We start from the raw sequence: 22,668 nt of genomic DNA on the forward strand, positions 1-22,668 counted from the left end.
CATTTTGCGAAATCCTTAATTTACTATTTCGTGCCGTCAAAGAAATCCAGCTCGGAGAGATCATTTTCGAAGGCAAAAAAGCGTTTGGGACCCAGATGCAGCAATTCATCTCGACGGGTAATCGGGACTACATAAAAGCCCCAGCGGCTATCTCCGACAAAAACAAAATATTTCGTTTCCCCATTACGGATGGAGTCCGTATCATCCTGCGGGATATCCCGCCCGTACAGCACGGCAATTTCCTCATACGGCATGGGTTCAAAAACTTCTGGCCGACTACGATACACATGGCGCTGACGCAGCTTGCCGCCGTCGGCCGTCAGGAAGAACTCCACCTCGGCTGCATGGGACGGCCGGGAAATAGAACCGCGTACCCGGTTGCTTTCCAAACTCGCAATCAGCTCCTTCTCGCGTCCCGTATGCGTCCATGCGCTGACCGTGTACGGAATAGCCGGAATATGATTGGTAATGACAGGCTCAATCGTGCCCATTTTTTTAGCGTTCAGGTAACGGATAGCCCCGCGCAGACAGGCCATTTTCAACTCAGGTACCCGGCTGAGGTCATCTGCCTTTTGACGAAACTCAATACTGCGCCCCGGTACAAATTCCTTGAGTGCTTCGCGAAATACGTCAATCCGGCAGGATTGCCCGGTTAGCTTGATAATCGAATAATCCTGCAAGCGTCCCTCCAGATAAAACTCATCCAGAAACTTGCGCACAATATTGTAGATGTCCGCCTTCAGAAGCTGCTGTATCTCCCGAATGTTAAACACCACATCAGGCAAACCATATTCATCACGAAACCGTCCGTTCTCGATGACTGAAACCAGCCAACGGTCCATCACTGCAATGTTCAGGTCGCTTTCAGCAGATAATACCTGCTCGGATTCGAAGCGGCTGCGCAAGATCCCCGTACGTAGAAAAAATTCCTTTTTCATATTTTCTGCCGCGCTCCACAATAGATGAAAATTACTCAGTACCCGCTGATATTCATCCCGTGTAGCATGCTCATACTGTTTGAACGCGGTAGGCAAGATGGCCTCTGCCTCTCGGTAGCGCTCCTCCAGTCCCGCATATACAGCATCTACACCAAACTCATCCACATGACGGTACAAATCTCCCGAAGGAATGCCGATCAGGGCATCAATATCGGTGTCAGGCAAACGAGTCTCGGCAGCATAATAACCTGCAAATACAATTTTCATAAACTGCATAATCCGATACGTCAGATTGTTTCCACCAAAATTGGTATCCCCATTTTCATACGTTGTGTGAATATCCAGCTTGTAAGCAATACGTCCGTCCTCAATTCGGAATCGGCAGGAAGACAAATCTGTCGTGCCTCCACCACAATCAATAACAAGTGCCTGATACTCCTCACCGTCCGCAAAAGTCCCCCGTTCCATCTGGTCTGCCAGCGTGTTGTACAGCACAGCGAGCCCTTCGTCCAGCGCATCCTCCGCTTCAATCTGGTAATCAGGCAAAATATCACTAAACATCTCTATAAACTGGGGCTGCAGCTTTACGGGAGCAGAAAAGTGCAGGTTGCGAAACCGACACTTAAATTGCTGCTCGGCTGTAGCAATCACATAACGGATAAAAGCAGCTAAAATATCACTGCGGGAAGCGGTTGCTGTATTCCCCTCGGAATCCATTAATTCCTCGATTCGCTTATAATCGTTGACCCACCGCTTGATTCCCCGCAATACTGTCGCACGGCTGCCTGCCACGTCAGATCCACGTAGTGCATCTTCTCCAAATACATAAAAGATATGTTCTGGATTGGAGCAATCTGCGACGCGAATAGCAGTCGGCAATACTTCGATCCAGTCGCCTTCTGCCCCTTCTGGGCCGGGGAATGACACATAATTGATGGCGTTCAGCCTTACTGTGCTGCTCATACCTGTATCAGGAGCCGTAACGTAGGAGCTATCCAAATAAGCACCTGCTGTGGTGTTCGAGGTGCCAAAATCAATCGCAAGTACCGCATCTGTAGTTTCAGTGCCCCGAATGATCAGCTCTGCCACCGGAATCCGGTGACCTTGAAGCTTCAGCGGCAGCATTGGCTTATCTCCATAGTAGAGGTTATAAAAATATTCTGATTCCTGTCTTCGCAGAAATAGCAGGCTATAACTATGATTGGACGTCTCTCGCAGTTCAGCATCACGATGACGAGAAAGATAATATACGCCTGTGCGTCCCTCATCCTTCACTAAATTCAGAACACCGCACAGTTCTCCTGTCGCATTCACCAGCAGCACATTAGATGAGCTCAGCCAAGGCAAATCGGATTCGATCCGGTAGTTGTCCATGCGACCTGTGCGTACACCCTGATACAGCGTGATTTTGGCGGGAACCCGGATACCGCTGCTCTCCTGTCGACGGTCGTTCCAGTTTCGCTGTAGTGCCGATTCCATGCGTTCAAAACCGCCAGGATTCGGCCTTGTGATGAGTAAATGCTCTTCCGCACTCCGAAATCGCAAAATCACGCGAATCAATTCTTCACGTGCCAGGCGATTGGCAAAGCCCTCGACCAGTCGTTCCTTATCGCATATTCCGCGTAACTGAAAGGTCGTCATTTGCTCCAATTCCGCCCGCGTGTATTTCGCTGTGAAGCGTATGCTTTTTCGATCGGTGAGCGGGTCTAGCAACCTGTATGTATAGGGTCCGTTCATCGTTCACATGTCCTTTCTTAGCCATTTAGCCTTAATAGAGGGCGATAGCGTCTATTTTCATCGTAGGATCTTCCTCCAAAATGCCGAAATGACTTGTCCAATACAATTCCGTCGTAAAACGTGCCGGAAGAAACAAATCCAGAATCAAATCCACTTTAATCCGTGACAATGGCGTCTCCTCTTGGCCGATATAGATGAGTAATTCGTCTTTTTCCTCACAATTGGTGTAAATGATTGAGCGATGAAAGACGCGTCGCATCGTTTCTTTTAGCAGATGTACGGCTTCTCCCGTCTCATACAGGCGCAGCAATCCTTCAGCAATCGCGTCCTGATCCTCACGGTTTAATTGTCCAAAGCCTTCCTTTACCTTCGGGCCAAAAATGCCCTCTGCAATATCACGCTGAACAAACCGGATATGGTACTCCCGCCGATTCATCCCTTGATACAAGTCCATTTCCGCCAGAAAATGCATCATAATATCAAATAGTGATTCTCTCAGCTCCAGATACTCTTCAGCATCCGGTGGAAACAGATCCCGAAAAATAGAATAAAAGCGGTAGTACGGATTGATTTCCACTACCTGCTCCAAATGGGAAGTATTCAACTCTGCCAGACTAAGCTCCATATACGGAGAGTAGCTGACAGCGGGTACGAAGCGGAATTTATCTACATCCAGCCCCTGTTCCCTCGCGCGCATGAGCAAATCCCAGACGTAATTCACACCCATTCTCCTTCACACTTGTACTCCGGAAAATACATCTGCACTTCCGATACCAGAAAGCTCATCAAATCGGATAAAATATAAGCAGGAGCGGTGGGCAAAACATCGTCAGAACTACGTCTGAACCCCAAACGCATGATCTGCTTGCCTTCCTCTGTCCGTACGTTATCGCTGACAAACGGATTTAACGGATACGTCTGGGTTTTGGTTACAAGGTTGCTTACATCATTTCTCCCTGCACCTCCCCAAATGTCCACACGTTCTAGTTCCAGCCCTTGCGCTGCTTCAAACGAGTTTACGATGCGCATGATTTCCGCCTTGGCACGGACAATCACGGCCTGTTTTCCTGCATAGCGGCCCAAAAAGCTGTCCTGTCGCCGATTGGACAATAACGGATAAGTCTGACGACTAAGTCTCGTTGTAACAGGCTTCGTAACCTTCAACACATTCCATTCGCCAGACTTATCACGTGGTGTGACAATCGTTAGTTCCTCTTCTGTACGCTTGATATACCGGATATCGCCTTCAGTCCCGTCAATCAAATAACCATGCTCAGGACCTGTTTTTCGCAAAGGCAGCACATGCTCATAATTCACACGATCCATAGCGGGTATAGGAAAACCGCTGTTCTTTAGAGATAGCCTTTCAATGTTCCAAAGCGGAAAAACGTCGCCCTTCTTAAAAACGTCGAATTCCTCCAATGAAATTGTAATTTCATGAATTTCTTCATGGGCAGCCGGCTCGCCGTCTCCACCAATCAATACACAGTCCACAAACTTATAAGCGTACGGGTGATTAATTGTTTTCCACGGCATTCCATTTTGCATAAAGGTATGATATAACTGCTCAATCTCCAAAATATAAGAACGGTTATGCTCCAGACGAAAACGAATCGGATAATTGCCAGTTTCCGTGACCAACATTCCTGAGAAAATTCGCTTGCTGCGCACCAGCGCTGAGATTCGTTCGGTCTCCATCTCAAGAAAAAGCGTAAACAGCGGCATCGCACCGCCTTCGCGTACCACCTCTGCCACACGGCTGATGTCCATCTGCTTTTCCTCGGTATCAGACGGTAACACAGGATATAAAAATTCATGAATCGGGTCATAGTCCTCACGCGATGTCAATGACACGTACACATCAATCTTTTCTTCCGTATTCTCAATTTCCTCAAATACCCGCCGTTCTAGCTGGCGGGTCATTTCTTCCTGATATTCGACGAGGTTCATAAATACCCCCGCCATCATATTTTTCAGTAAACGTCTCTGCTCTAAATCGTCCATCTTGCTCAAACGGTCCTGTACCAGCTCTTTCACGACGTCTCACTCCTTTCCGGCTCCAGCATTCATTGAACATGAAAAACTTAACTTCCGTTCACAGCAGCCCGATCTTGGTTCTCTGAATCAGGCGCCCCTGCTACTTTAGAAGCGGAATCAGCAGTTCCTTGCTCTTTGTTGGTATCCACCTTGGCCGAAGGGGCAGTTCCATCGCCTGTACCCATGCTCTTTGCAGCCGAAGAGGCTTCCTTCTTCGCGGGTGTAGTTCCCGCTGAAGCCGTTGGCGCAGCCTTCGTTTGCGATTCTGCAGCAGGGGTTGCAGTAGCGGAAGATGAAGCTCCACCCGCTGTGTCCCCTGCGTCCGCGTCGTTCAACGCTCCGTCAGACAATCCCAATCCAGCAGGAAGCTGACCATTTTTCTGCTGTTCCGCGCTCTGCTTTTCCTCCGCCTTGGCAATGCTCCGCTCCAATGCCAGAACACTTTCGAGCTTATCAATCTCCTGATAAATTTCCTGTGCCCCGCTATAGGCATCAATGGCTCCTTCATAATCGAGATCCTTCATCATCCGATCCCCTTTGGCCTGAAGTTTGCCAGCTTGAATCTCCTTGAGCTGCTGCTGGATAGCTGTCAATTTATCGTTGGCCTCGGTAATTTTCTTCTCCAGTTCTTTTTGCGCGGACGTATAACCGGATTCCATCGCAGCCTTGTTTGCTTTCTTGTACAGCTTAAGCGCATTCGTATAATCGCCGCCCTGAAATTTTAAATCTCCGTCCTTCATCCAGCTCGCTGTCTCGGCATAGCTGTCCAATTGATCGATTTTATGCTCAATATCCTTCACATTAAACGGCGGATATAGCCCGGCGCTTTTCCGTGCTTTCTCGTAGCTGGCTTCAGCTTTGGTAAAGTCCGCCTTTTCCACGTAGCCGTCTCCGTCCACCAGCAATTGAGATAGTTTCTGCTCGGCTGTATACAGTCGCTTGTGAATCTTATCGTTAATTTTAACCGCCGCATTTTTCGCTTCGCTGTAGGACTTGAGTGCCTTCGCATAATCCCCTGTCCTTGCATAATCGTCTGCCGCTTGGGCTGATTCGACCATCGTTTCCAGTGCAGCTGCCTTATTCGCAGCCATACGAGCCAGCGTAATCCATGCTCCCCCGCCCACAACAATAAAGACAAGCAACGCAATCAAAATCCGTTTGATCAACTTGCGGCGGTTTTTAGGCTTTTCCTGAAAAACTTTATTTACATAAATGGCCGCGGCCGTGTAATTATTCACCGTCCGATGCTGTTTGCTTAGCAGAACCTCTTCCAATGTGTCTGTCAGCATGACCGGGTCCTTCGCTTCCTCCAGCGCTCCCAGCATTTCCGCCAGCTCGACGTCCTCCCACATCCCTGATGTGGCAAGCAGGATTACATCTCCATCTGCAAGCTGCGTCTTTTTGGCGTAATGGGCATGAACTCCATTCGGATTTCCCAAGTATTCCAGCAGATTACCTCGTTCCTCATGTGTGCTGGTCGCTTCGTCTGGAATGCGTCCATCATCTGCCAATGACTGAGCCAGACTATGATCCTTACTGCGAAAATTAAGCCTTCCATTGCGAAAATGATATAGCCGCACATTACCGCACGAAACATACACCATTTTGTTATAGTTGGTCACTACCATCAGCAGACTGGCTTTGAGCCGAACGCGACGGCTTTCAAATTGCAGCCATTCCTGTGCTTCACGCAGATCTCTCATCAAGCGCCGTTTGGACATGGAAGGCTTCTCCATGAAGTTTTCCAGCACCGTTTTGACAACCATTTCTGCGCTGCGCAGCTCCTGATCCGAATCTAGACCGTCTGCGAGGACATAACAGGCCATGTCGTCCGTCTCCATGAATGCAAAATAGTCCCGGTTGTCTATGTAAGAGCCCGCTTCCGACACAAAGGCGGTACTAAAATCGCTGTTGTCCTTGCGCATCGCTACCCCCGTCTTTCTGGTTTCATCCTATCGCCAAAATAAGTACTGTCGCATTATCCTGACTCTTAAAGCCTTTATCATTAATGACGTCGATCATGGCATCCGCTGTTTCCTGCGGTGTTCCACCCTTGCGCATAATCTCTTCCAATTCAATCTCCGTCAGCGCCTCCTGAATGCCATCGCTACACAGCAGCACATGATCGCCTGAATACAGACGAATCGGTGCACTACCCAGTTCCATGCTCTCAAAGCCCTCATAGCCCAAGTAGTTGACCAGTTGATTGCGCACTGGACTCGTTTTGGCTTCCTCCGAGGTCATTTGTCCAGCAAGCACTCGTTCCTCCAGCAGTGTTTCTGCTGTATGCTTGGAATTGACTGTTTGGAAATGACCATTGCGGTAAATCGTAATCAGGCTGTCGCCCACCGCTCCGTAATACAGCTGATAGCCGCACACAACGACCGCAGCCAGCGTCGTTCCTCCGCCCTGTCCATTCAAATTTTGCAAAATGCCGCGATTGCTTTGAGTTGCCGCCTCTGCAAAATATCCGTTCAAATTCGTTGCATTTTCCAGCTTGGCAAACGCCTTCGTAAAAGTTGTCACAGCCAAGGTACTGGACATACGTCCATTGGCCAGTCCACTAATACCGTCTGCGACAACAGCCAGCGTACCGACAGGTGTCGTCATACTGGAGAAATAATCATCCTGCTCGCTCCGGCTCCCGATCGTTTGACCATTTCCGATCTCAATTCCACTCACGGTACGGCTGCCGGAACTTCGCGTCAGTCGTATACGGATCATGAGCAGAACAGCGAATAATACCGCAGCTCCACTTACAACAAAATAAGGCTGCATATCGTTACCTCCCTGCACCATTGCCCAATTCCGTCCTAGTTTTCGTTATCCCACTCAAAATGGGCGCCACACAGCGGGATAAAGATAAATTTGCTGTGTCCCAGCTGAATCACGTCATAGGCAGCCAGCTCTGCTGGTGAATATACCGCCTCGTTATTGTGGTACGCCAAACCCGATGAATCGCCTGGCAGCAAGTAAAAGTTACGTTTCTTCGGATCATACACAATGACCGCATGATTTCTACGGGAAATCGTGTTGTCCCCGATAATGCGGACATGCATTTCCTCTGCGCGCCCGATAAAGTTTTTCTCCGCCATAATGCGATAGTCCTGACCCACCTGTGCTCCTTCGATACATACCAGCCATCCGGTTACCGGATGAATGCCCACCGTCTCGCCCAAATACGGCATTGTTTTGTCATTATCTCCCGCGACGTTTGTTTTCGCTGCTGGCTCCGCGCTCTTGGGTGCAGCTACATTTACTACCGTGTTGCAATATGGACACGTATTTCCGTGTTTTCGTGTACTGAACATGTGTCCGTTCGGGCATCTTGTCAAACTCATAGTCGGTTCCTTCCCCCATTGTCATGATTGTCTTTTCAGCGATCTGAGGATTTTGCAGCATCCTCATCTATTTAACGAGCAGTCTCGTATTGGCAATATATAATAAGTCACCTGAGTAAATCCGGTATGGCTCACCGCTTTCCAACTTCTTGGTTACACTTTCGTTGGCAGACCGCAAGCCTGTACCATTACCGGAATCCACATCCTCCACAAACCAGTCGCTGTTCACCCGGTTGAGCACCGCATGCTCCACACTTACCAGGGAGGCATAATCTGTACCTACCAAATCAATATCCGCCTCCGAACGTGACGTTGTTTTACCGATTAAGAGTGACGTTTCGCCTTCGATATACCATTCTTTAATGGACTCACCCTCTTCATCAATCAACACCAGCTTGGCAATACGATGACGTTGCGCCTTTGGCTTGGCCACGGGTACAACGGACACCAGATTGCGCAATATGTATACAAGCACGCCGATTCCAATACCTATCGCGACCACGGTTTTCAAACCGCTGTAGCCTGTACGATTAAACACATAAAAGGCGATCGCCAGCATCAGCCCGAACATGGCAACATCTATGATGAAAACCCATCTGTTCTGCGCCGTTTTCACTGCTTGCTTCCCCCATTTCTATCCTGAAATCATCACTTTTTACGAATACCGAAAAATTGGTTAAACATCGCTGAGGTATCCGTCGGATCACCGGTTTTTTTCGTTTTCTTCCCTGGTGAGCCCTCCTTCGTTTTCGGATGAAAACCAAAAAATTGCTCAAAATCAGTTCCTATATCAGCCGGATTGAATCCTTTGGCTGCCGTACGCGCACCGCCGGAGGATGCAGCCCCTCTGCCTCTCTCTCGCTGTTCCCCGCCAGCTCCCTCAGTTTTTCGGATGAGCTCGGCATCGTATGCCTGCCGCAATGCTTCGTCACGCAAGGTATTGTAAGCCTCGTGAATTAGCTTGAACTTGCGCGTTGCTTCCTCGCTTCCCTGGTTGGTATCAGGATGATACTTTTTGGCCAGTTTACGGTAAGCCTGCTTAATCTCTGCCTCCGAAGCATCCCGGCTGACACCGAGCAGCTCATAGTAGTTGGTCATTGTGTGATGTTCCCCTCTCCGAAAAAAATAAATATTAAGAGACCCGTAGGCCTCTTAATATTTATCCACCCTGCACTTGTGTGCCGGGTGAGTGTGTGTTTAAGCTGCACTTAACGTGAAGACGTTAAGCTTAAACCGGATATCCGCCGTCGATTGTAGCCAGCTCGGTTTTGTCTTTCTTTTGTTTGATGTAGAGTGTAAATGCACCTACACCTTCTGTGTCGCCAAAGTGCTCGGTGTAGTCTACAACGAAAGCATTCGGGAAGTGGATTTTACGCACAACTTGATCAGCTGCGATAACTTCCAGTGTTACTTTACGGTAGCTGTCTGCTTTTTCAGCAGGAACCAGAGACCACAGAGCCAGTTTCAGCGTGTCATCCGCGCTGTCACCGTCTACTGCTGTGATGATTTTGCCGCTGATGCGCAGCGTGGAGCCTACGTCAGTGGAGCGTGCATTGGAATCGTCCGGTGTATCGGTGTCATAAATAACCGTTTGGATGTTATCCAAGCCCAGCTCAATTGTTTCTTGTCCTTCTACTTTCAATCTGAATCCCATGTGTGTTGCCTCCTTGAAATTAGGTAATATGATGGCGGGAGATGCAGAGCTTCTCCGCGATTTATGTATAAAGGCGGTTCTGGATAGAAACGCCTCTAACATCTTTCGTAGTGCTCGGATCATGATTTGACCGAGCTGGTTCCCTTAGTGATCATGACTTCCAGGTTCTTCACATTACCGTTGAAGACCAGATCGATATGGCACATATTGCTTTTCTCATCAATAATGAAGCTCATATCGTCTCCGTCCTGAATGATCGAGTTAACAGATCCTCTGCTGCTCAGCCACTTGCTCTTCTGACTGCTCGGATTGTTACTGAAGAAGCGGACGATATTTTCGTGTTTGAAGTCCCCTGTCTGGTAGCGCAAAATACGTTCAATGTACGTGCTGACCAGCGTCTTGTAGATGGAGTCAAAACCGTCCTCGGACATCGCCATGCTTCTCGCCTTGTAGACGGTAATCCGGCGGATATCCTTATCCTGAATCTGAGCATTCTCGGACGAGAATACAAAGCCGAAGTTTTTACGGTTGATGGCATCCTTGATCGTGTTGGTGAAACCGGTGATTTCCTTGGCCATCGTCGTCACCGTACGCAGACTGTTGTCTCCCGCTTCGATGTCGAAGCGTACGCCAGGGAAGTTTTTATTGACCGTTTTAAACGTCTCACGCAGGTACTCAGGACACTGATAGGAAGCGACCAAGCCGGCGGCAACGTAGGCTGCACCTACATAAACGCCCTCGATCCACAGTTTGAGAATATCCTCTTTCTCCTTAGAGAGCTGTACACCGTCTTCGGTCTGTAGCATTTTGCTGTCAATAATGACACCCGATTTGTCCTTCGGAATAATCGTAAAGTTCGGTACACAAGGAATGGCAAATTCGCTATATTCTCTGCGAACGAGACTGGCGCATTTATCGACATATTTATCGATGCCTGCTGTTGCCATACTGTTGAAGGTCGTTTCTTCACCGGATTCAAAATTAAAGAACATTTGAATTTTGTAATCCTTCACGACTTGCAGCAGCATCGAGAGCGATTCCATAGAATTTCCGCCCTGCTTAACGACCTTTTCGTTGCCCTTGAAGCGTTCACGTGAAACTTTTACCTTACCGGCTGCTTCCAGCTCGACGGATGGAACGATACCGAACCAGATCGTGTCGCTGAATTCATTCTTAGCATTCACAGTGTTCAGGTACGTTTCCAGACGCGGGATATTGCTGCTTTTCACCAGCATATCCAGCTTGTTGTTCGCCACCAGCATTGTCGGCAGCATACCTTTGCTCTTCGTTGCATATTGATCGAAGAACATTTTGACACCAAGAATTTTTTCCACAAGCGGCTTAACCGCCTTTACGAAATCGTCCTTGGCATTTTTATAGAACTCCAGATACGTGTTGTAGTTTTGAACTTCAACTGCTGTATCCACCTTGGTCTGAACAGCTGGCAGTGGCACAAACGTGCGAACTACCAAATCCTTCACATAGTCAGAAGGCGTATCTGTAATGGAGTTATAATCCTCTTCGAATACTTGGGAGAGATCGCCAGTGCTGTTCTCATCCAGCAGCATCAGCTCGGTGCTGTCGCTCTTCGGCGCTTCAATAATTTTCAGTTCGCCGCTTTCTCCAATGGAGAGCATACCCACCTGAATTAGCTCACCGGAGTTTTCCTCTTGGGCGCCACCGAGCAGAAGGCGGGTTTTGATGTCCTCAATTGCCAGTGGGAGCATAGCCATAACGTTGTTATAATTCTGACTCGCTTCCTCGAACATTCCATTCAGCTTGTCACCCATGTCGAGTTTCTTCGGATCGCCATCATCCAGCTTGTCGTATTCACCGTACATATAGTGAATCTCTTTGCGGACTTGACGAATATCATCCATAACCTTTTTCGGTGAAATCATATCCAGAAGATTTTCAAATTTGAAATCTACATTGGTGATTCCTTGACTGCGCTTGGTATCAATGAGCGTAAACAACATTTTCAGAAAATCATTACTTTGATTTACACGAATTTCAGAAATGCTATCCTCATCAATTCCCTCTGGCTTTTTAAGGGTGTAGACGACTTTTTGATTGGCCGCGTTAAAAAACGAATACACGGTCGGTGAAAACTTATCCAAAAATTCGTCAAAGCTGCGCACCAGAAGGTGCTGATTAATTTCCTTGATCTTCTCATCGCTCAAGCTGTCAATACCCTTCACATCACCTACAATGGTGATCAGGTCCAGCTTTTCCGGGTTAATCTCTTCAAAAAGCATTGTCCGGTTGGTTTGATAAATGATTTCCATCGCTGTCGGCAAATGAACAAAGTATGAGTTATAGGTCCATTGCTCCATATACGGACACGGGATGTCCAATTTGAAACGGACGAAACTCATTTTTAGTTCTTTTGCCTCCTCCCCCCTACTTAACATTTAAATTCGTCAAAGGATTGAGCTTATACCACATTTACGGTACAGGCATGTAACCTCGAAAATCGGTCCGAAGCGTTATTCGGCTTTTAACGGCAAAGCTTGCAAATGAGATGTATATTCAAAATCAAAAGTCAGATAACACAGAAATTTTAAATTTATGATTTCGTATTCCTAACTTCAATCCCAATTTTTGCCGTTGATACGAGAGCTATCATACAAAGCATTCTTCAGTTTTGTCAATTTCTGTAGTCTCAGATTGAAACAGGGCATTTTGACTCATTTTATGCGTGAATACGTAATTTTTATGATATGTTAGACCTGTTTCTTCAGGGAAATATTCACAAATGGAACTCAATTACCGATAGAAGTCCATTGGATATTTCTGATAAGCGTAAAAGAATCAAATTCATGGCTAATGTGAGGTTTATCAGCTGTTTTGATCCTTTATCCCTTATATCCCAAGGATTAGGAGAGTCGACACACCCACATTGGCCTCGCCGATGGAGGAGCTTATGTTCAGAATAAGGAAACTAGGATTTATCATTTTCATGACTTTTGCACTATTTTTACAAATGGGCTTAAATGGGGTCATTTGCACTGTAAATCAGGCTAATGCAGCATCTTTGGGTGCTGTCCCGATCGAGGGTTATGATGCCGTTTTTGTACTGGATACCAGTTATTCCATGAGGGATACCGATCCTGAAGGCATTGCCGCCGAAGTCATCAATATGTTTATGGATTTGAGTGATGCAGACCGTACGCGCGTCGGATTCGTCGCCTACAATCACCATGTGGTCGCCTCAAAACCACTGACTTCGATTGCCGTGGCAGCGCAAAAATCCCAGATCCAGCAGGAAATCAGAACGCTAAATCGTTCTGGTTATACGGATTTGGGACTTGGGTTGCGCAAAGGCTCGGAGCTGCTAGCGGCAGGAGCATCCCAAGGGCGTCAGCCTTTTATGATTCTGTTGTCAGATGGAGAGACTGATTTTGGTGCCTCCTCTGGTTCCCGATCCAAAGGTGACTCCAATAACGATGTGTCCTCTGTCATCAAATCTGCACAGACCAAGGGATATCCGGTGTATACGATTGGTCTGAACCATGATGGCACAGTGAACCGACAAGAACTCGAACGGATCGCTTCTCAAACGGGGGGAGCTTCTTTTATTACGAGTAGTGCCGAGGATCTGCCGGAAATTCTGAACCGTATTTTCGCCAGTCAAATTCGCTCCAAGCTCGTGCCAATTGCTGCAATTACGACCACTGGCGAGATGCAGGAATTAACTGTAACTCTACCTGATTCTAGTATGGAGGAAGCCAATCTGGTGCTTTTGTCGGAGCATCCCCTTCTGGAAACACAGCTATATTCCAATTCAGAGAATGTCCGCCGGTACAAGTCGAGCCGATATGCGATTTTAAAAATCGAGCATCCACAGGCAGGTAAAGTGAAGTTGAAGCTACGGGGCATACGCGGGGATTTGGTGAAAATCAATTTACTTGGCAGCTATCGACTGGAAGCGGAAGCTACCATGGGAGGAAAGCAAGCAACGGCAACTCATGGCGACAAGCCTGTGCAGTTGCTGAAAGGTCAAGCGACACCGTTTCAAGCTCAGCTTCTGTTGCCGGACAATCAAAAGCTTACAGATGAAGCCGTATATACGTCTCTCCAAGCCCATATTATAGTTACTCCCAAGGGGGGCACAGCCAAAAAGGTGCCTATGACCTATAAGTCAGGAGCCTTTCATACCGAATATGCGTTCCCTCAAACCGGGGATTATACATGGCAGCTATCTCTGGATAGTCCGCAATGGTACCGTAAGGGGACTGTACATAAGGTTCACGCGGCCAATGCAGCGCCACAGGTCTTAAAAGACCTGACGATTCACCTGGTAAAAGAAGACGGCGATTCCCGTCGAAGTTTATCAGATTTTATGGTTGACCCCAATCATGACCAGCTGAACTATAAGCTGGATTCAGAAGCCTCTGGGGATACGGTCCATGCTGAGATTAACGGTAATGATCTGCTGCTATCCGAGCTCCACACAGGTGACTCTCAGCTGAAGATTACTGCTACCGATCCGGAAGGAGCATCCAGCAGCGCTACACTAACCGTTTCTGTCCAATCCCGGTATACAGCCATTAAATGGACGGTAGCCATCAGTGTCGTGGTAGCCGCTCTTCTGTATTGGTTCTTGCGGCCGAAGCCGCAGTTTGCCGGAAGAATCGAAGGATATTTTCTCGCTACAGCAAGTGGACAGGAGATTCCGGTAAAATCTTGGCCGCTCACCTCCTTTCCGGGCCGTAAGGTCAGCTTGCAGGAATTGTTCCGTACGCTTGACGTTCACGAACCGTTACCAGAAGCGGAACGGATCCTATTTTCCGCAGGTAAAAAAGGGAGTCTAATCGTGAAACATGATACACGCTGTGCCTTACAGCATGGAAAGGTCAGATTAGCCCGCAACAAAAAAGCGGTCATGGAGTACAGTGACAAACTGTACATTACATTCGAGGATGGTGTCACTGAAATCGAGCTGCGATACAAAGCAATTAAACCGAATACTTCAGTGTACACCGACCATATCCAAGCTCCGACAGGATAATGTCCGTCACAACGTAAAAAAAGAGAAGCACCGCCTCTTACGATTAACGAACCGTAAGAGTAGGGCGCTTCCCTTTTTTTATCCAATATTCCGCACGTAGTGCGGCTTTAAACCATCGAAGTGAGCGACAACGCTTGTTAGCTTGTACCTCCAGACCACGCCGAATGACATACGGCAGCAGAGAAAGTCCTGCATTTTCAATCTGAATCCGCTCGGAATGATCTGCAAACAATCGGCCGGGCACATCTGGCGGAGGTGTTCCTTTTCGGCAATAATACAGCGTGGCGGCCAAACTATAGATATCCGACACAGGCCCCTGCTGCGAACGATTAGAGTAAAATTCCAACGGAGAATAGCCCGCCGTGGTGAAGATCGGATGCTCTTTGCCTTCAAAATGCACAGCCGAACCAAAATCAATCAGCTTGATGTTGCCATTTTCCCCAATCATAATGTTGCCCGGCTTAATATCCCGATGAATAATTCCTTTGTCGTGAATGTACTCCATGGCATCAATTAAAGGTAGCAGCGTATGGTACAAAAAAGTGGGATCATACGTTGGCACAGCCTCTTCTTTCATCATTCGATCCAGTGTCTTGCCTGCACAGTATTCCATGACCAGATAGGCAGTTCCATTTTCCTCAAAGTGATCTATATAACCGACAATTCCCGGATGACTTAACTCCTTCAACATTTGCCCTTCACGCAAAAAATAATGCATAAACTCCACGTATTTGGATTGCATAGAAGCACCGCAAGTGACCGTTTTTCGATCCATCCCCCGCAAAGCCAGTGCATTCGGAAAAAATTCCTTCACAATGACCTTTTCTCGGTTATCCAACAGCCTTGCCGTATACACGATGGCCAGCTCACTGCGGGACAAGGCGCTTCGAATTTGATATGTATTTCGCAGCTTCGTATTGCGGGCAAGCAGATTCCCGCTTGTATCCACGATCATGACTCGTCCTCCTGTCAGGTTCTTAGCTTATGTCTTTTGTATATATCGGCTTATTACACATCTTTTTATTATACCGTAAAATAGATTATTGGAAAAACAAATAACCTGCCATAATCTCCCTTAGAGAAATGATGACAGGTCTTTTGGCATTCATCTGGTCCTTTTTTCTCAAATCCTTTAACCCAGTTTCGTTCCTGGCTTCATGCTACGCACACTGTTCGTATTTTTCTTCCGTTCACTGCGCAGTTTGCCTTTACCTTGTTCTGGAGTGCGAATGGTAAGGGCAATTAGGAACGATACGACACACAGCACAGCAATCGTAGTAAAGGTAGGGATGAATCCGCCGAGCAAGGCTGCGATAAATGATCCCGCCAGCGCACCGAGGCCAAAGCCTTGATACACAATACCATAGTTTTTGCTTTGATTTTTCAGACCGAAGAAATCAGCTACGATGGCAGGAAAGACTGTAATGTTGCCTCCGAAGCAAAAAGCAATTCCTGCTACACAGGCAAAGAACAAACCATAATTCAGTGGTACCAAACTCAGCACTGTAACTGCGACCGCCGTTGTTAATAGAGCACCCGCTACTACTTTCAGACGACCTACTTTATCCGATAGCGCACCTAAAATGATCCGACCCGCCGTGTTGAAAATAGCGACCATAGCGACCGCATTAGCGGCTGTTGCTACATCTAGACCGGCCATCCGTACGCCGATATCCTTGACTACTCCAATCAGGTAGAGACCACTCATACAAGCGGTAAAGAACATGACGAACAGCAGGTATGCCTGCTTGGTGCGCAGCATTTCTTTAACGGTGTAGTCCCGCTGTACAACCCCATTCTGTACCGAAGGCTTGTTTACGACTACAGCTTCTCTTACCAGGAAAGAACCACCTACAATCATAACCAGCACGATCATTCCCCAATATAAAAACGCTTGTGATACGCCAACGGACTGAATCAACGAACCATTAATATACTTGAATATAAGACTGCCTGTTCCATATGCCCCAACTGAAATACCGGAAATAAGTCCTTTTTTCTCAGGAAACCATTTAATCAGATTAGACAGTGATGTAATATATGCCGTTCCATCCGCAAAACCTACGACAATACCGGCCAAAATGTAAAGCAGGGACAGCGATGTTACTTGCGAACTGAGCATGAGACCTGCTCCTAACACGACACCTGCACACAAAATCAGACGACGTAGTCCCCATTTATCCTGTAGTTTGCCTGCGAATAACGTAGCAAACGCCAGTGCAAAACTGGTAATTGAAAATGTAATGGCAACCGAACTGAGGTTCCAGCCAAAGCGGTCCACCAACGGTTGATTAAATAAACTCCATGTGTAAATGGTTCCTAATCCCATCTGGACAATGATTGTTCCAAGTACGACAAGCCAACGATTTCCGCTGTTTGTTTTCATTTCAATCTCCTCTTTTCATTCCGGCTCTACAGCGTCAATTTGTGATCATCATAACCGGGAATCCAGTACGCTTTGCGCCTGTGAAGGAGCAAGTCTGTAAGGATTCTCTCTACATGGATTATTATAACCCTGCATGTTAGCCAGAAATCGTTTGAGGAATGAAATGCACATATAGCGGAATGAAATGCCTTTAAAGTCGCATAATTTGCCGAAATTCCTTGGCCTTACTACGGCTTACCGGAATTTCAGCTTCTAGTCCACGCAAACGCAAGAGATACGTATGATTAAACCAAGGTACAATTTCACGGATCTGCGACAAATTCACCGTGTACGATCGGTGACAGCGGAAAAAGTCCTGCTGCGGCAGCCGGGCATGAAATTCCGAAATGCTCATCGGCATCGTATATTCTTCGTGCCTTGTAAAGACACGGGTCACCTTTTCCTGCGCACACGCATAGTAAATATCGTTCGCATCCGTTACGATGATTTTGTCGTTTTTCAGCAGATTAATACGACCTGGCGCAGCAACGGTGCTGGCTTCAGCGGCTCGGGGTTGCGCCGTCTGGACAGGCTCCTGTATTGGAACGTTCTGCTGCTCATAAGCATTTTCCAGCTTACGTAGCATAGATGCGATCCGTTTTTCATCATATGGTTTGAGGATGTAGTCGAACGCCTCCAGTTCAAAAGCCTGCGCTGCATGTTCTTTATAGGCGGTTGTAAAAATAATATAGGGCTTTTTGGCAAATTTGCTAATGTTCTGTGCCAGCAGCATCCCGTCCAATGAAGGAATGTTAATGTCCAGAAAGATCGCGTCCGTCTCCTGATCTTGCAGAAACCGAAACACATCTAGCCCATCCTCGAAACTATCGGTCACCTCAATGTTGCTATGAGTCTGAATAAGATACTCCAGCTCTTCACGCGCCGGAAGCTCGTCTTCTACAATTATGGCCTTCATGACTTCTCCTTTGGTATGTCAAAATAAACTTCGGTGCCCGGTTCATGCTTCAGAATAATAACTCCTTCGCCGTACATAAGCTTGAGTCGTCTGTGCACATTGTACAAGCCGATCTGTTTAGCCGGAACCCGATCATGATAGAGGTTATCTACAACATCATCGCGTATACCCACCCCGGTATCTGCCACAGAAATACGCACCTTTTCTCCACGATCCTTTACAGAAATAGTAACTGTACCTGACCCCTTTTTCTTGAGGATTCCGTGATTAATCGCATTCTCAACCAGGGGCTGGATAATAAGACTTGGAATACGCACAGACACCTCATCCATTACATACTCTACCTGAAGCCGGTTGCCGAAGCGTGCTTTTTCGATTTCCACGTAATCAGACACCTGCTGAAGCTCTTTATGAATTTCGATCAAATCATCATTCAGCTCCAAATTATAGCGCAGATAGCCCGATAAATTAATGATCAGCTCCCGTGCCTTATCCGGCTTGGTGCGTGTCGTAGAGGCAATGGCGTTCAGCGCGTTAAACAGAAAATGGGGATTAATTTTTGTTTGGAGCGCCTTTAGCTCGGCTTTATTCGCCGCTTCCTTAATTTGCTCCACACGCGACACTTCCATTAACGTGGAAATGATTTGAGACAGGCCAATCGCCATCGTCTGCAACGGATACGTGATTTTATAAGCTTTGCGATAGTAAATCTTCAAGGTTCCGGTTACTTCTCCCCGCTCCTCTAACGGGATAATGAGCAGAGACTGGATTTGGGGTGTTTTATCATCTGCAATATGGTTGCGAATCGTGATTTTACCGCTGCGAATCGTCGATTTAGTCACATCGCTAATGATCTCATCTCCGATGTGATAACGCTCTTCGCCAAAACCGACATAGGCCAGCACATCTCTGGTATCGGTAATTGCTACCGCGTCTGCCTTGATATCTTCTTTTATGATCGAGCAAATGGTATGCAAGGATTCCGCATTAATGGAGCGAAAATAAGGCAACGTCTTATTGGCAATATCCAGTGCCAGCTTGGCCTGTCTGGCCGCGATATTCTCCTTTTCCCCCTCCACACTCTGGATCAACAGAACGATTAAACCGATACTGACTTCTCCGATAATCATCGGTAAACCAATCTTGGAAACGATGTCCACTCCAAGGTTATGGGGTTGTGCCATCACCAGAATGAGCAGCATCGTCAATGCTTCGCAGACCATACCTGCGGCGATACCGACTAGCCATCTCTTGGAACGGTTGACCCTGCGGCCGATGTATCCTGACACCACACCTGCCAAAATACTCGTAATCAGACACGGAATCGAGGTCACTCCCCCGATATCAATTAGATAACGATGGATACCTGATACAATACCTGTAACAATCCCAACCCATGGTCCAAACAAAATACCGCCCGCCATAATTGCAATGATTCGAACGTTAACAAGCGAACCTTCGACTTCAATTCCGGTGTATGTACCGAACAGTGCAAACATGCAAAAAATCAACGTTAGTATGGCCAGTTCTGCTGGAGAATGGCTGTTCTTTTGCAAGGTTTCCTTAAATCGTGGGATACGTGTAATAAAAAATAAACAAATTAGTAACAACGCTGCTCGCTCAAATAGCTGCATCAGCATTTCCAACAAGGCGTTCACCTGCGTTCCTCCCAAATAATAACGGATATGCCTACATAGGTTATGTTAATTATTCACATATTTCAATACTCACCCTGCCATCACGGGCACGGATGCTAGCCTTCCCGCCAATTGGATATGTAAACTGCGGCGTGGTATGACCAAAATCAGCATCTGCAATCACTGGGATGGAGGTCAATTCCCTTTTCGAGCTAATGATTTGCCGCAGCAATGCTTCTGTCATATGCGACGCCTGCTGAAATCGTCCTATGATGATCCCCTTAACTTGATCAAATCCAGGCTGGTGCAACAGTGATTGCAAATCCCGATCAAATGTTGCAGGAGAGCTTTCATAATCATCCTCAACAAATAGAATGCTTCCTTCCAGACTCGGCATATACGGAGTTCCCTGCAACAAATTTAGGGTACACAAGTTTCCGCCCACAATCGTACCCGCTGCTTCCCCTTCATGAATCGCATACGGACCCGCATTGCGGTGAAAGCTTCTTTGATCCTGATCTAGATACCAGGTATCGTCACTCCACTCCGACGAAGACTCGATTTGAATGCTGCCTTCTTCCAACATCAACCTTTGAAAATACGCCGTCGTATAATCATTTCCTCGCAACATGGCAAACGTCAAAAAATGAGGTCCTGCATACGTAATAAGTCCCGTTTTGGCATAAATCGCGTGGCTTAACGCTATTATATCCGAATAACCACATAATCGTTTAGGATGAGCTCCAATCAGTTCATAGTCAAGATGGGCAAGGAGCTGATTGGCATTATAGCCCCCAATTGAAGTCAGAATGCCCTTTACCTTTGGATCGACAAAAGCTTCGTGCAAGTCTGCGACTCTGGACTCTATCGAGGAAGATGTAAAATCATCACTTTCCAGCACATGTTGCGAAAAGCTCACTTTAAACCCAATATCTTCCAGTCTTTGTTTGGCAATCAAACGATTTTCCTCAGAAACGATAGACAAGCTTCTGGACGGCGAAAGAATGCGTATCTCGTCTCCAGCTTTTAATTTGGGTGCTTGCTTTCCTATGATCATGGTCATCCCCCTTAGTCACAAAGCATTTAAACTGCCACAAATTATACCATCAACTTCCATCTAATTATAGCTTCTAGAAATCCCCTCTTCATCTCCCTTCTTCAAACGCAGTAAAAAACCGGAGAGTACCGCTTGATAGCGATAATCCCCGGATCTCTAGTCCGATAATGAAGCATTTCGGTTATTTGCTTTTACTGATTTCGGTAGGAATGTTGTCCTCCTTCTGATCATGTACCAGTTCTTTTAACTGGATAATCAACGTCTCCAGCTCATTAAACCCGGTCACCATATTGGAGGTTATATTTCGTTGCTCCTCTACTCCAGCCAAAATTTGCTCTGACGCTGCACTCGCTTGTTCTGTAACGCTTGAAAACTCCTCCATCTCCTGAACGACCTGAGATGAGAATTGCTGCATACTATTCGTACTGGCTTCCACCTCCACGGCTTGCAGCAGCACTTTATTGGCATTTTCCAGGATATCCTCCAGTACAATTTCGGTCGAATGGGCCGATTCCATACTCTGCTGTAATCTTTGCTGTCCCATATCAAATTGGCTTACGACAGAATCCATCTGAGTTCTCAGTTGGGTCAAAATACCTTCCATTGCCACTGAGGTATTCCCTACCATTTCAGCCAAATTACGCACTTCGCCAGCCACGATTGCAAATCCTTTTCCATGCTCTCCCGCTCTGGCGGCCTCAATGGATGCATTCAAGGACAGCAAATTGGTTTGTTTCGAGATTTGAGTAATATCTTTGAGCATGGCAGACATATTATCACTTTGTGTTTTAAACTCGTCCAATTCTTCTTTGGTACGACTCATAACCAGACCCAAATCCTTAATTTGAGACGTTAATGCTAGCAGTTGACTGCTCCCTCTACTCCCGGCACTTTTCGTATCTTCGGAGAGCTGCTTCAATTCTCGGGAATGATCGGCAACCTCGCGCACGTGCTGGTCAGACTGAGCCAAGTTATCCGTTACCTCAGTGATATTCGAAGCTTGCATTTCTACCCCTTTGGCAACCTCCTGAAACCCAATAGCGACTTCATTCGTCACGCTGCCCGTAGCGTCCACTTGATTCCTGAATCGTTCTGTAAAGCTATGCAATCCAGCCACTGCTTGTCTAACTTGCTCAAACAGAAATTCAATTCGTTGCCTTGTAGCATCCATATCTTTATTTTGCTCTTCACTTTTCTTAAACTGCTTTTGATTTAACACCGATACCACTAACAGTAGCAAACCAATAAGTAAAACAATAATAAACTCATGCACATAGCGCAAAGAACCGGTAGCTGGGGGAATTGGGGGCGTACCGATTGTTATTTGCACAAATATATTACAGAGATTTAAGGTCATAGCTACCAGAAAATATCGGTAAGATGGATACAGCAAAAATAAAGAGCAAATTAATATGGTGGTTACTACCTCGATGCTAGATAAGTTCAAAAATACACATATTAATACGCTAAAAAACGTAATAATCCACGGAATAAGGCGAATTCCCTTCTTTTTCATATTCAAGACCGTCAAAACTGCCGCGACTACAAATCCTACACCATTAGATACCCACATTGAGGGATTAGATAATGCCGGGACGATGCCACTCAAGGTCATAATCCAAAAAATAATGATCACCAATTTGTTCCTTTGCCACAACAATTCACTCGTTCTGTCCATGATTGTGTACGCGCTCCTTAGATACATATTAGGTATTTATAAAATAAAAATGTAAATGCCATACTTTATATATCGTCATATCAGAACACGTATTGAATGATGATCGTACTTTAAAGGGAAAGAGTAGGAATCGTAAATAAATGAATGCAAAAAATCGCCCCCTAACAGGGAGCGATTTTGAATACCTTTTTGGTGATCTTCTGCAATTGAAAAAGATTCATAAACCAACTGATA

At 46.6% G+C, this 22,668-nt stretch carries 17 protein-coding genes; 1 reads left to right on the forward strand and 16 read right to left on the reverse strand.

The window, feature by feature from the left end:
• Nucleotides 1–23: 23 nt before the first annotated feature.
• The 10 genes from T3H97_RS19050 to T3H97_RS19095 all read right to left on the reverse strand — a co-directional run bounded on the left by T3H97_RS19050 (nucleotide 24) and on the right by T3H97_RS19095 (nucleotide 11,995).
• Nucleotides 24–2,675 carry an Hsp70 family protein gene (locus T3H97_RS19050; RefSeq protein ID WP_328800581.1) on the reverse strand — a complete coding sequence of 884 codons (2,652 nt, stop codon included), beginning with the start codon at nucleotides 2,673–2,675 and terminating at the stop codon, nucleotides 24–26.
• Nucleotides 2,676–2,706: 31 nt separating this feature from the next.
• Entirely contained in the window at nucleotides 2,707–3,396 is a 690-nt protein-coding gene (locus T3H97_RS19055) for an iron-dependent peroxidase (RefSeq protein ID WP_134902813.1), read from the reverse strand.
• Nucleotides 3,393–4,712 (reverse strand): normocyte-binding protein, encoded by a 1,320-nt coding sequence (locus T3H97_RS19060; RefSeq protein WP_134902812.1) that lies wholly within the window; start codon nucleotides 4,710–4,712, stop codon nucleotides 3,393–3,395. The genes T3H97_RS19055 and T3H97_RS19060 overlap by 4 nt, the downstream gene beginning before the upstream one ends.
• A 47-nt stretch (nucleotides 4,713–4,759) precedes the next feature.
• Nucleotides 4,760–6,637, reverse strand: a complete 1,878-nt coding sequence (locus tag T3H97_RS19065) for a serine/threonine protein phosphatase (protein WP_328800582.1) — start codon at nucleotides 6,635–6,637, stop codon at nucleotides 4,760–4,762.
• 22 nt (nucleotides 6,638–6,659) lie between these two features.
• A complete protein-coding gene (locus T3H97_RS19070) occupies nucleotides 6,660–7,490 on the reverse strand; it encodes a PP2C family protein-serine/threonine phosphatase (protein WP_103049359.1) in 831 nt (276 codons plus the stop codon).
• 35 nt (nucleotides 7,491–7,525) lie between these two features.
• Nucleotides 7,526–8,053, reverse strand: coding sequence for an FHA domain-containing protein (locus T3H97_RS19075; RefSeq protein WP_025720819.1), 528 nt, complete (start codon nucleotides 8,051–8,053; stop codon nucleotides 7,526–7,528).
• Between the two features lie 67 nt (nucleotides 8,054–8,120).
• Nucleotides 8,121–8,669, reverse strand: coding sequence for an FHA domain-containing protein (locus tag T3H97_RS19080; RefSeq protein ID WP_028542469.1), 549 nt, complete (start codon nucleotides 8,667–8,669; stop codon nucleotides 8,121–8,123).
• Nucleotides 8,670–8,701: 32 nt separating this feature from the next.
• A complete protein-coding gene (locus T3H97_RS19085; protein ID WP_023989859.1) occupies nucleotides 8,702–9,151 on the reverse strand; it encodes a J domain-containing protein in 450 nt (149 codons plus the stop codon).
• A 130-nt stretch (nucleotides 9,152–9,281) separates the two neighbouring features.
• Nucleotides 9,282–9,707, reverse strand: a complete 426-nt coding sequence (locus T3H97_RS19090; protein ID WP_025685506.1) for a hypothetical protein — start codon at nucleotides 9,705–9,707, stop codon at nucleotides 9,282–9,284.
• Nucleotides 9,708–9,826: 119 nt separating this feature from the next.
• Nucleotides 9,827–11,995, reverse strand: coding sequence for a hypothetical protein (locus T3H97_RS19095; protein ID WP_023989860.1), 2,169 nt, complete (start codon nucleotides 11,993–11,995; stop codon nucleotides 9,827–9,829).
• 638 nt (nucleotides 11,996–12,633) lie between these two features.
• Here T3H97_RS19095 and T3H97_RS19100 point away from each other — a divergent pair.
• Nucleotides 12,634–14,721, forward strand: coding sequence for a vWA domain-containing protein (locus T3H97_RS19100; protein ID WP_328800583.1), 2,088 nt, complete (start codon nucleotides 12,634–12,636; stop codon nucleotides 14,719–14,721).
• A gap of 43 nt (nucleotides 14,722–14,764) precedes the next feature.
• Here the strand turns inward: T3H97_RS19100 and T3H97_RS19105 are convergent, their stop codons facing one another.
• The 6 genes from T3H97_RS19105 to T3H97_RS19130 form a co-directional block, all read right to left on the reverse strand.
• Entirely contained in the window at nucleotides 14,765–15,676 is a 912-nt protein-coding gene (locus T3H97_RS19105; RefSeq protein WP_013311478.1) for a serine/threonine protein kinase, read from the reverse strand.
• Between the two features lie 177 nt (nucleotides 15,677–15,853).
• Nucleotides 15,854–17,107: an L-lactate MFS transporter gene (locus T3H97_RS19110; protein ID WP_328800584.1), complete on the reverse strand. Its 1,254-nt coding sequence runs from the start codon at nucleotides 17,105–17,107 to the stop codon at nucleotides 15,854–15,856.
• A 190-nt stretch (nucleotides 17,108–17,297) separates the two neighbouring features.
• Nucleotides 17,298–18,062, reverse strand: coding sequence for a LytR/AlgR family response regulator transcription factor (locus T3H97_RS19115; RefSeq protein WP_013311480.1), 765 nt, complete (start codon nucleotides 18,060–18,062; stop codon nucleotides 17,298–17,300).
• Entirely contained in the window at nucleotides 18,059–19,720 is a 1,662-nt protein-coding gene (locus tag T3H97_RS19120) for a sensor histidine kinase (RefSeq protein ID WP_176716854.1), read from the reverse strand. The genes T3H97_RS19115 and T3H97_RS19120 overlap by 4 nt, the downstream gene beginning before the upstream one ends.
• Before the next feature lie 49 nt (nucleotides 19,721–19,769).
• Nucleotides 19,770–20,756 carry a S66 family peptidase gene (locus T3H97_RS19125; RefSeq protein ID WP_328800585.1) on the reverse strand — a complete coding sequence of 329 codons (987 nt, stop codon included), beginning with the start codon at nucleotides 20,754–20,756 and terminating at the stop codon, nucleotides 19,770–19,772.
• Between the two features lie 181 nt (nucleotides 20,757–20,937).
• On the reverse strand, nucleotides 20,938–22,434 hold the full coding sequence (locus T3H97_RS19130) for a methyl-accepting chemotaxis protein (protein ID WP_328800586.1): 1,497 nt from the start codon (nucleotides 22,432–22,434) through the stop codon (nucleotides 20,938–20,940).
• Nucleotides 22,435–22,668: the final 234 nt, after the last annotated feature.

The sequence above is a fragment of the Paenibacillus sp. LX16 genome (assembly GCF_036252815.1).
Lineage (GTDB): Bacteria > Bacillota > Bacilli > Paenibacillales > Paenibacillaceae > Paenibacillus > Paenibacillus polymyxa_B.

What these genes read in the sequence shown, in the direction of transcription:
- T3H97_RS19050 (WP_328800581.1), bottom strand. Translation starts at nt 2,675, where the DNA reads ATGAACGGACCCTATACATACAGGTTGCTAGACCCGCTCACCGATCGA.
- T3H97_RS19065 (WP_328800582.1), bottom strand. Translation starts at nt 6,637, where the DNA reads ATGCGCAAGGACAACAGCGATTTTAGTACCGCCTTTGTGTCGGAAGCG.
- T3H97_RS19070 (WP_103049359.1), bottom strand. Translation starts at nt 7,490, where the DNA reads ATGCAGCCTTATTTTGTTGTAAGTGGAGCTGCGGTATTATTCGCTGTT.
- T3H97_RS19075 (WP_025720819.1), bottom strand. Translation starts at nt 8,053, where the DNA reads ATGAGTTTGACAAGATGCCCGAACGGACACATGTTCAGTACACGAAAA.
- T3H97_RS19085 (WP_023989859.1), bottom strand. Translation starts at nt 9,151, where the DNA reads ATGACCAACTACTATGAGCTGCTCGGTGTCAGCCGGGATGCTTCGGAG.
- T3H97_RS19090 (WP_025685506.1), bottom strand. Translation starts at nt 9,707, where the DNA reads ATGGGATTCAGATTGAAAGTAGAAGGACAAGAAACAATTGAGCTGGGC.
- T3H97_RS19095 (WP_023989860.1), bottom strand. Translation starts at nt 11,995, where the DNA reads ATGGAAATCATTTATCAAACCAACCGGACAATGCTTTTTGAAGAGATT.
- T3H97_RS19100 (WP_328800583.1), top strand. Translation starts at nt 12,634, where the DNA reads ATGTTCAGAATAAGGAAACTAGGATTTATCATTTTCATGACTTTTGCA.
- T3H97_RS19105 (WP_013311478.1), bottom strand. Translation starts at nt 15,676, where the DNA reads ATGATCGTGGATACAAGCGGGAATCTGCTTGCCCGCAATACGAAGCTG.
- T3H97_RS19110 (WP_328800584.1), bottom strand. Translation starts at nt 17,107, where the DNA reads ATGAAAACAAACAGCGGAAATCGTTGGCTTGTCGTACTTGGAACAATC.
- T3H97_RS19115 (WP_013311480.1), bottom strand. Translation starts at nt 18,062, where the DNA reads ATGAAGGCCATAATTGTAGAAGACGAGCTTCCGGCGCGTGAAGAGCTG.
- T3H97_RS19125 (WP_328800585.1), bottom strand. Translation starts at nt 20,756, where the DNA reads ATGATCATAGGAAAGCAAGCACCCAAATTAAAAGCTGGAGACGAGATA.
- T3H97_RS19130 (WP_328800586.1), bottom strand. Translation starts at nt 22,434, where the DNA reads ATGGACAGAACGAGTGAATTGTTGTGGCAAAGGAACAAATTGGTGATC.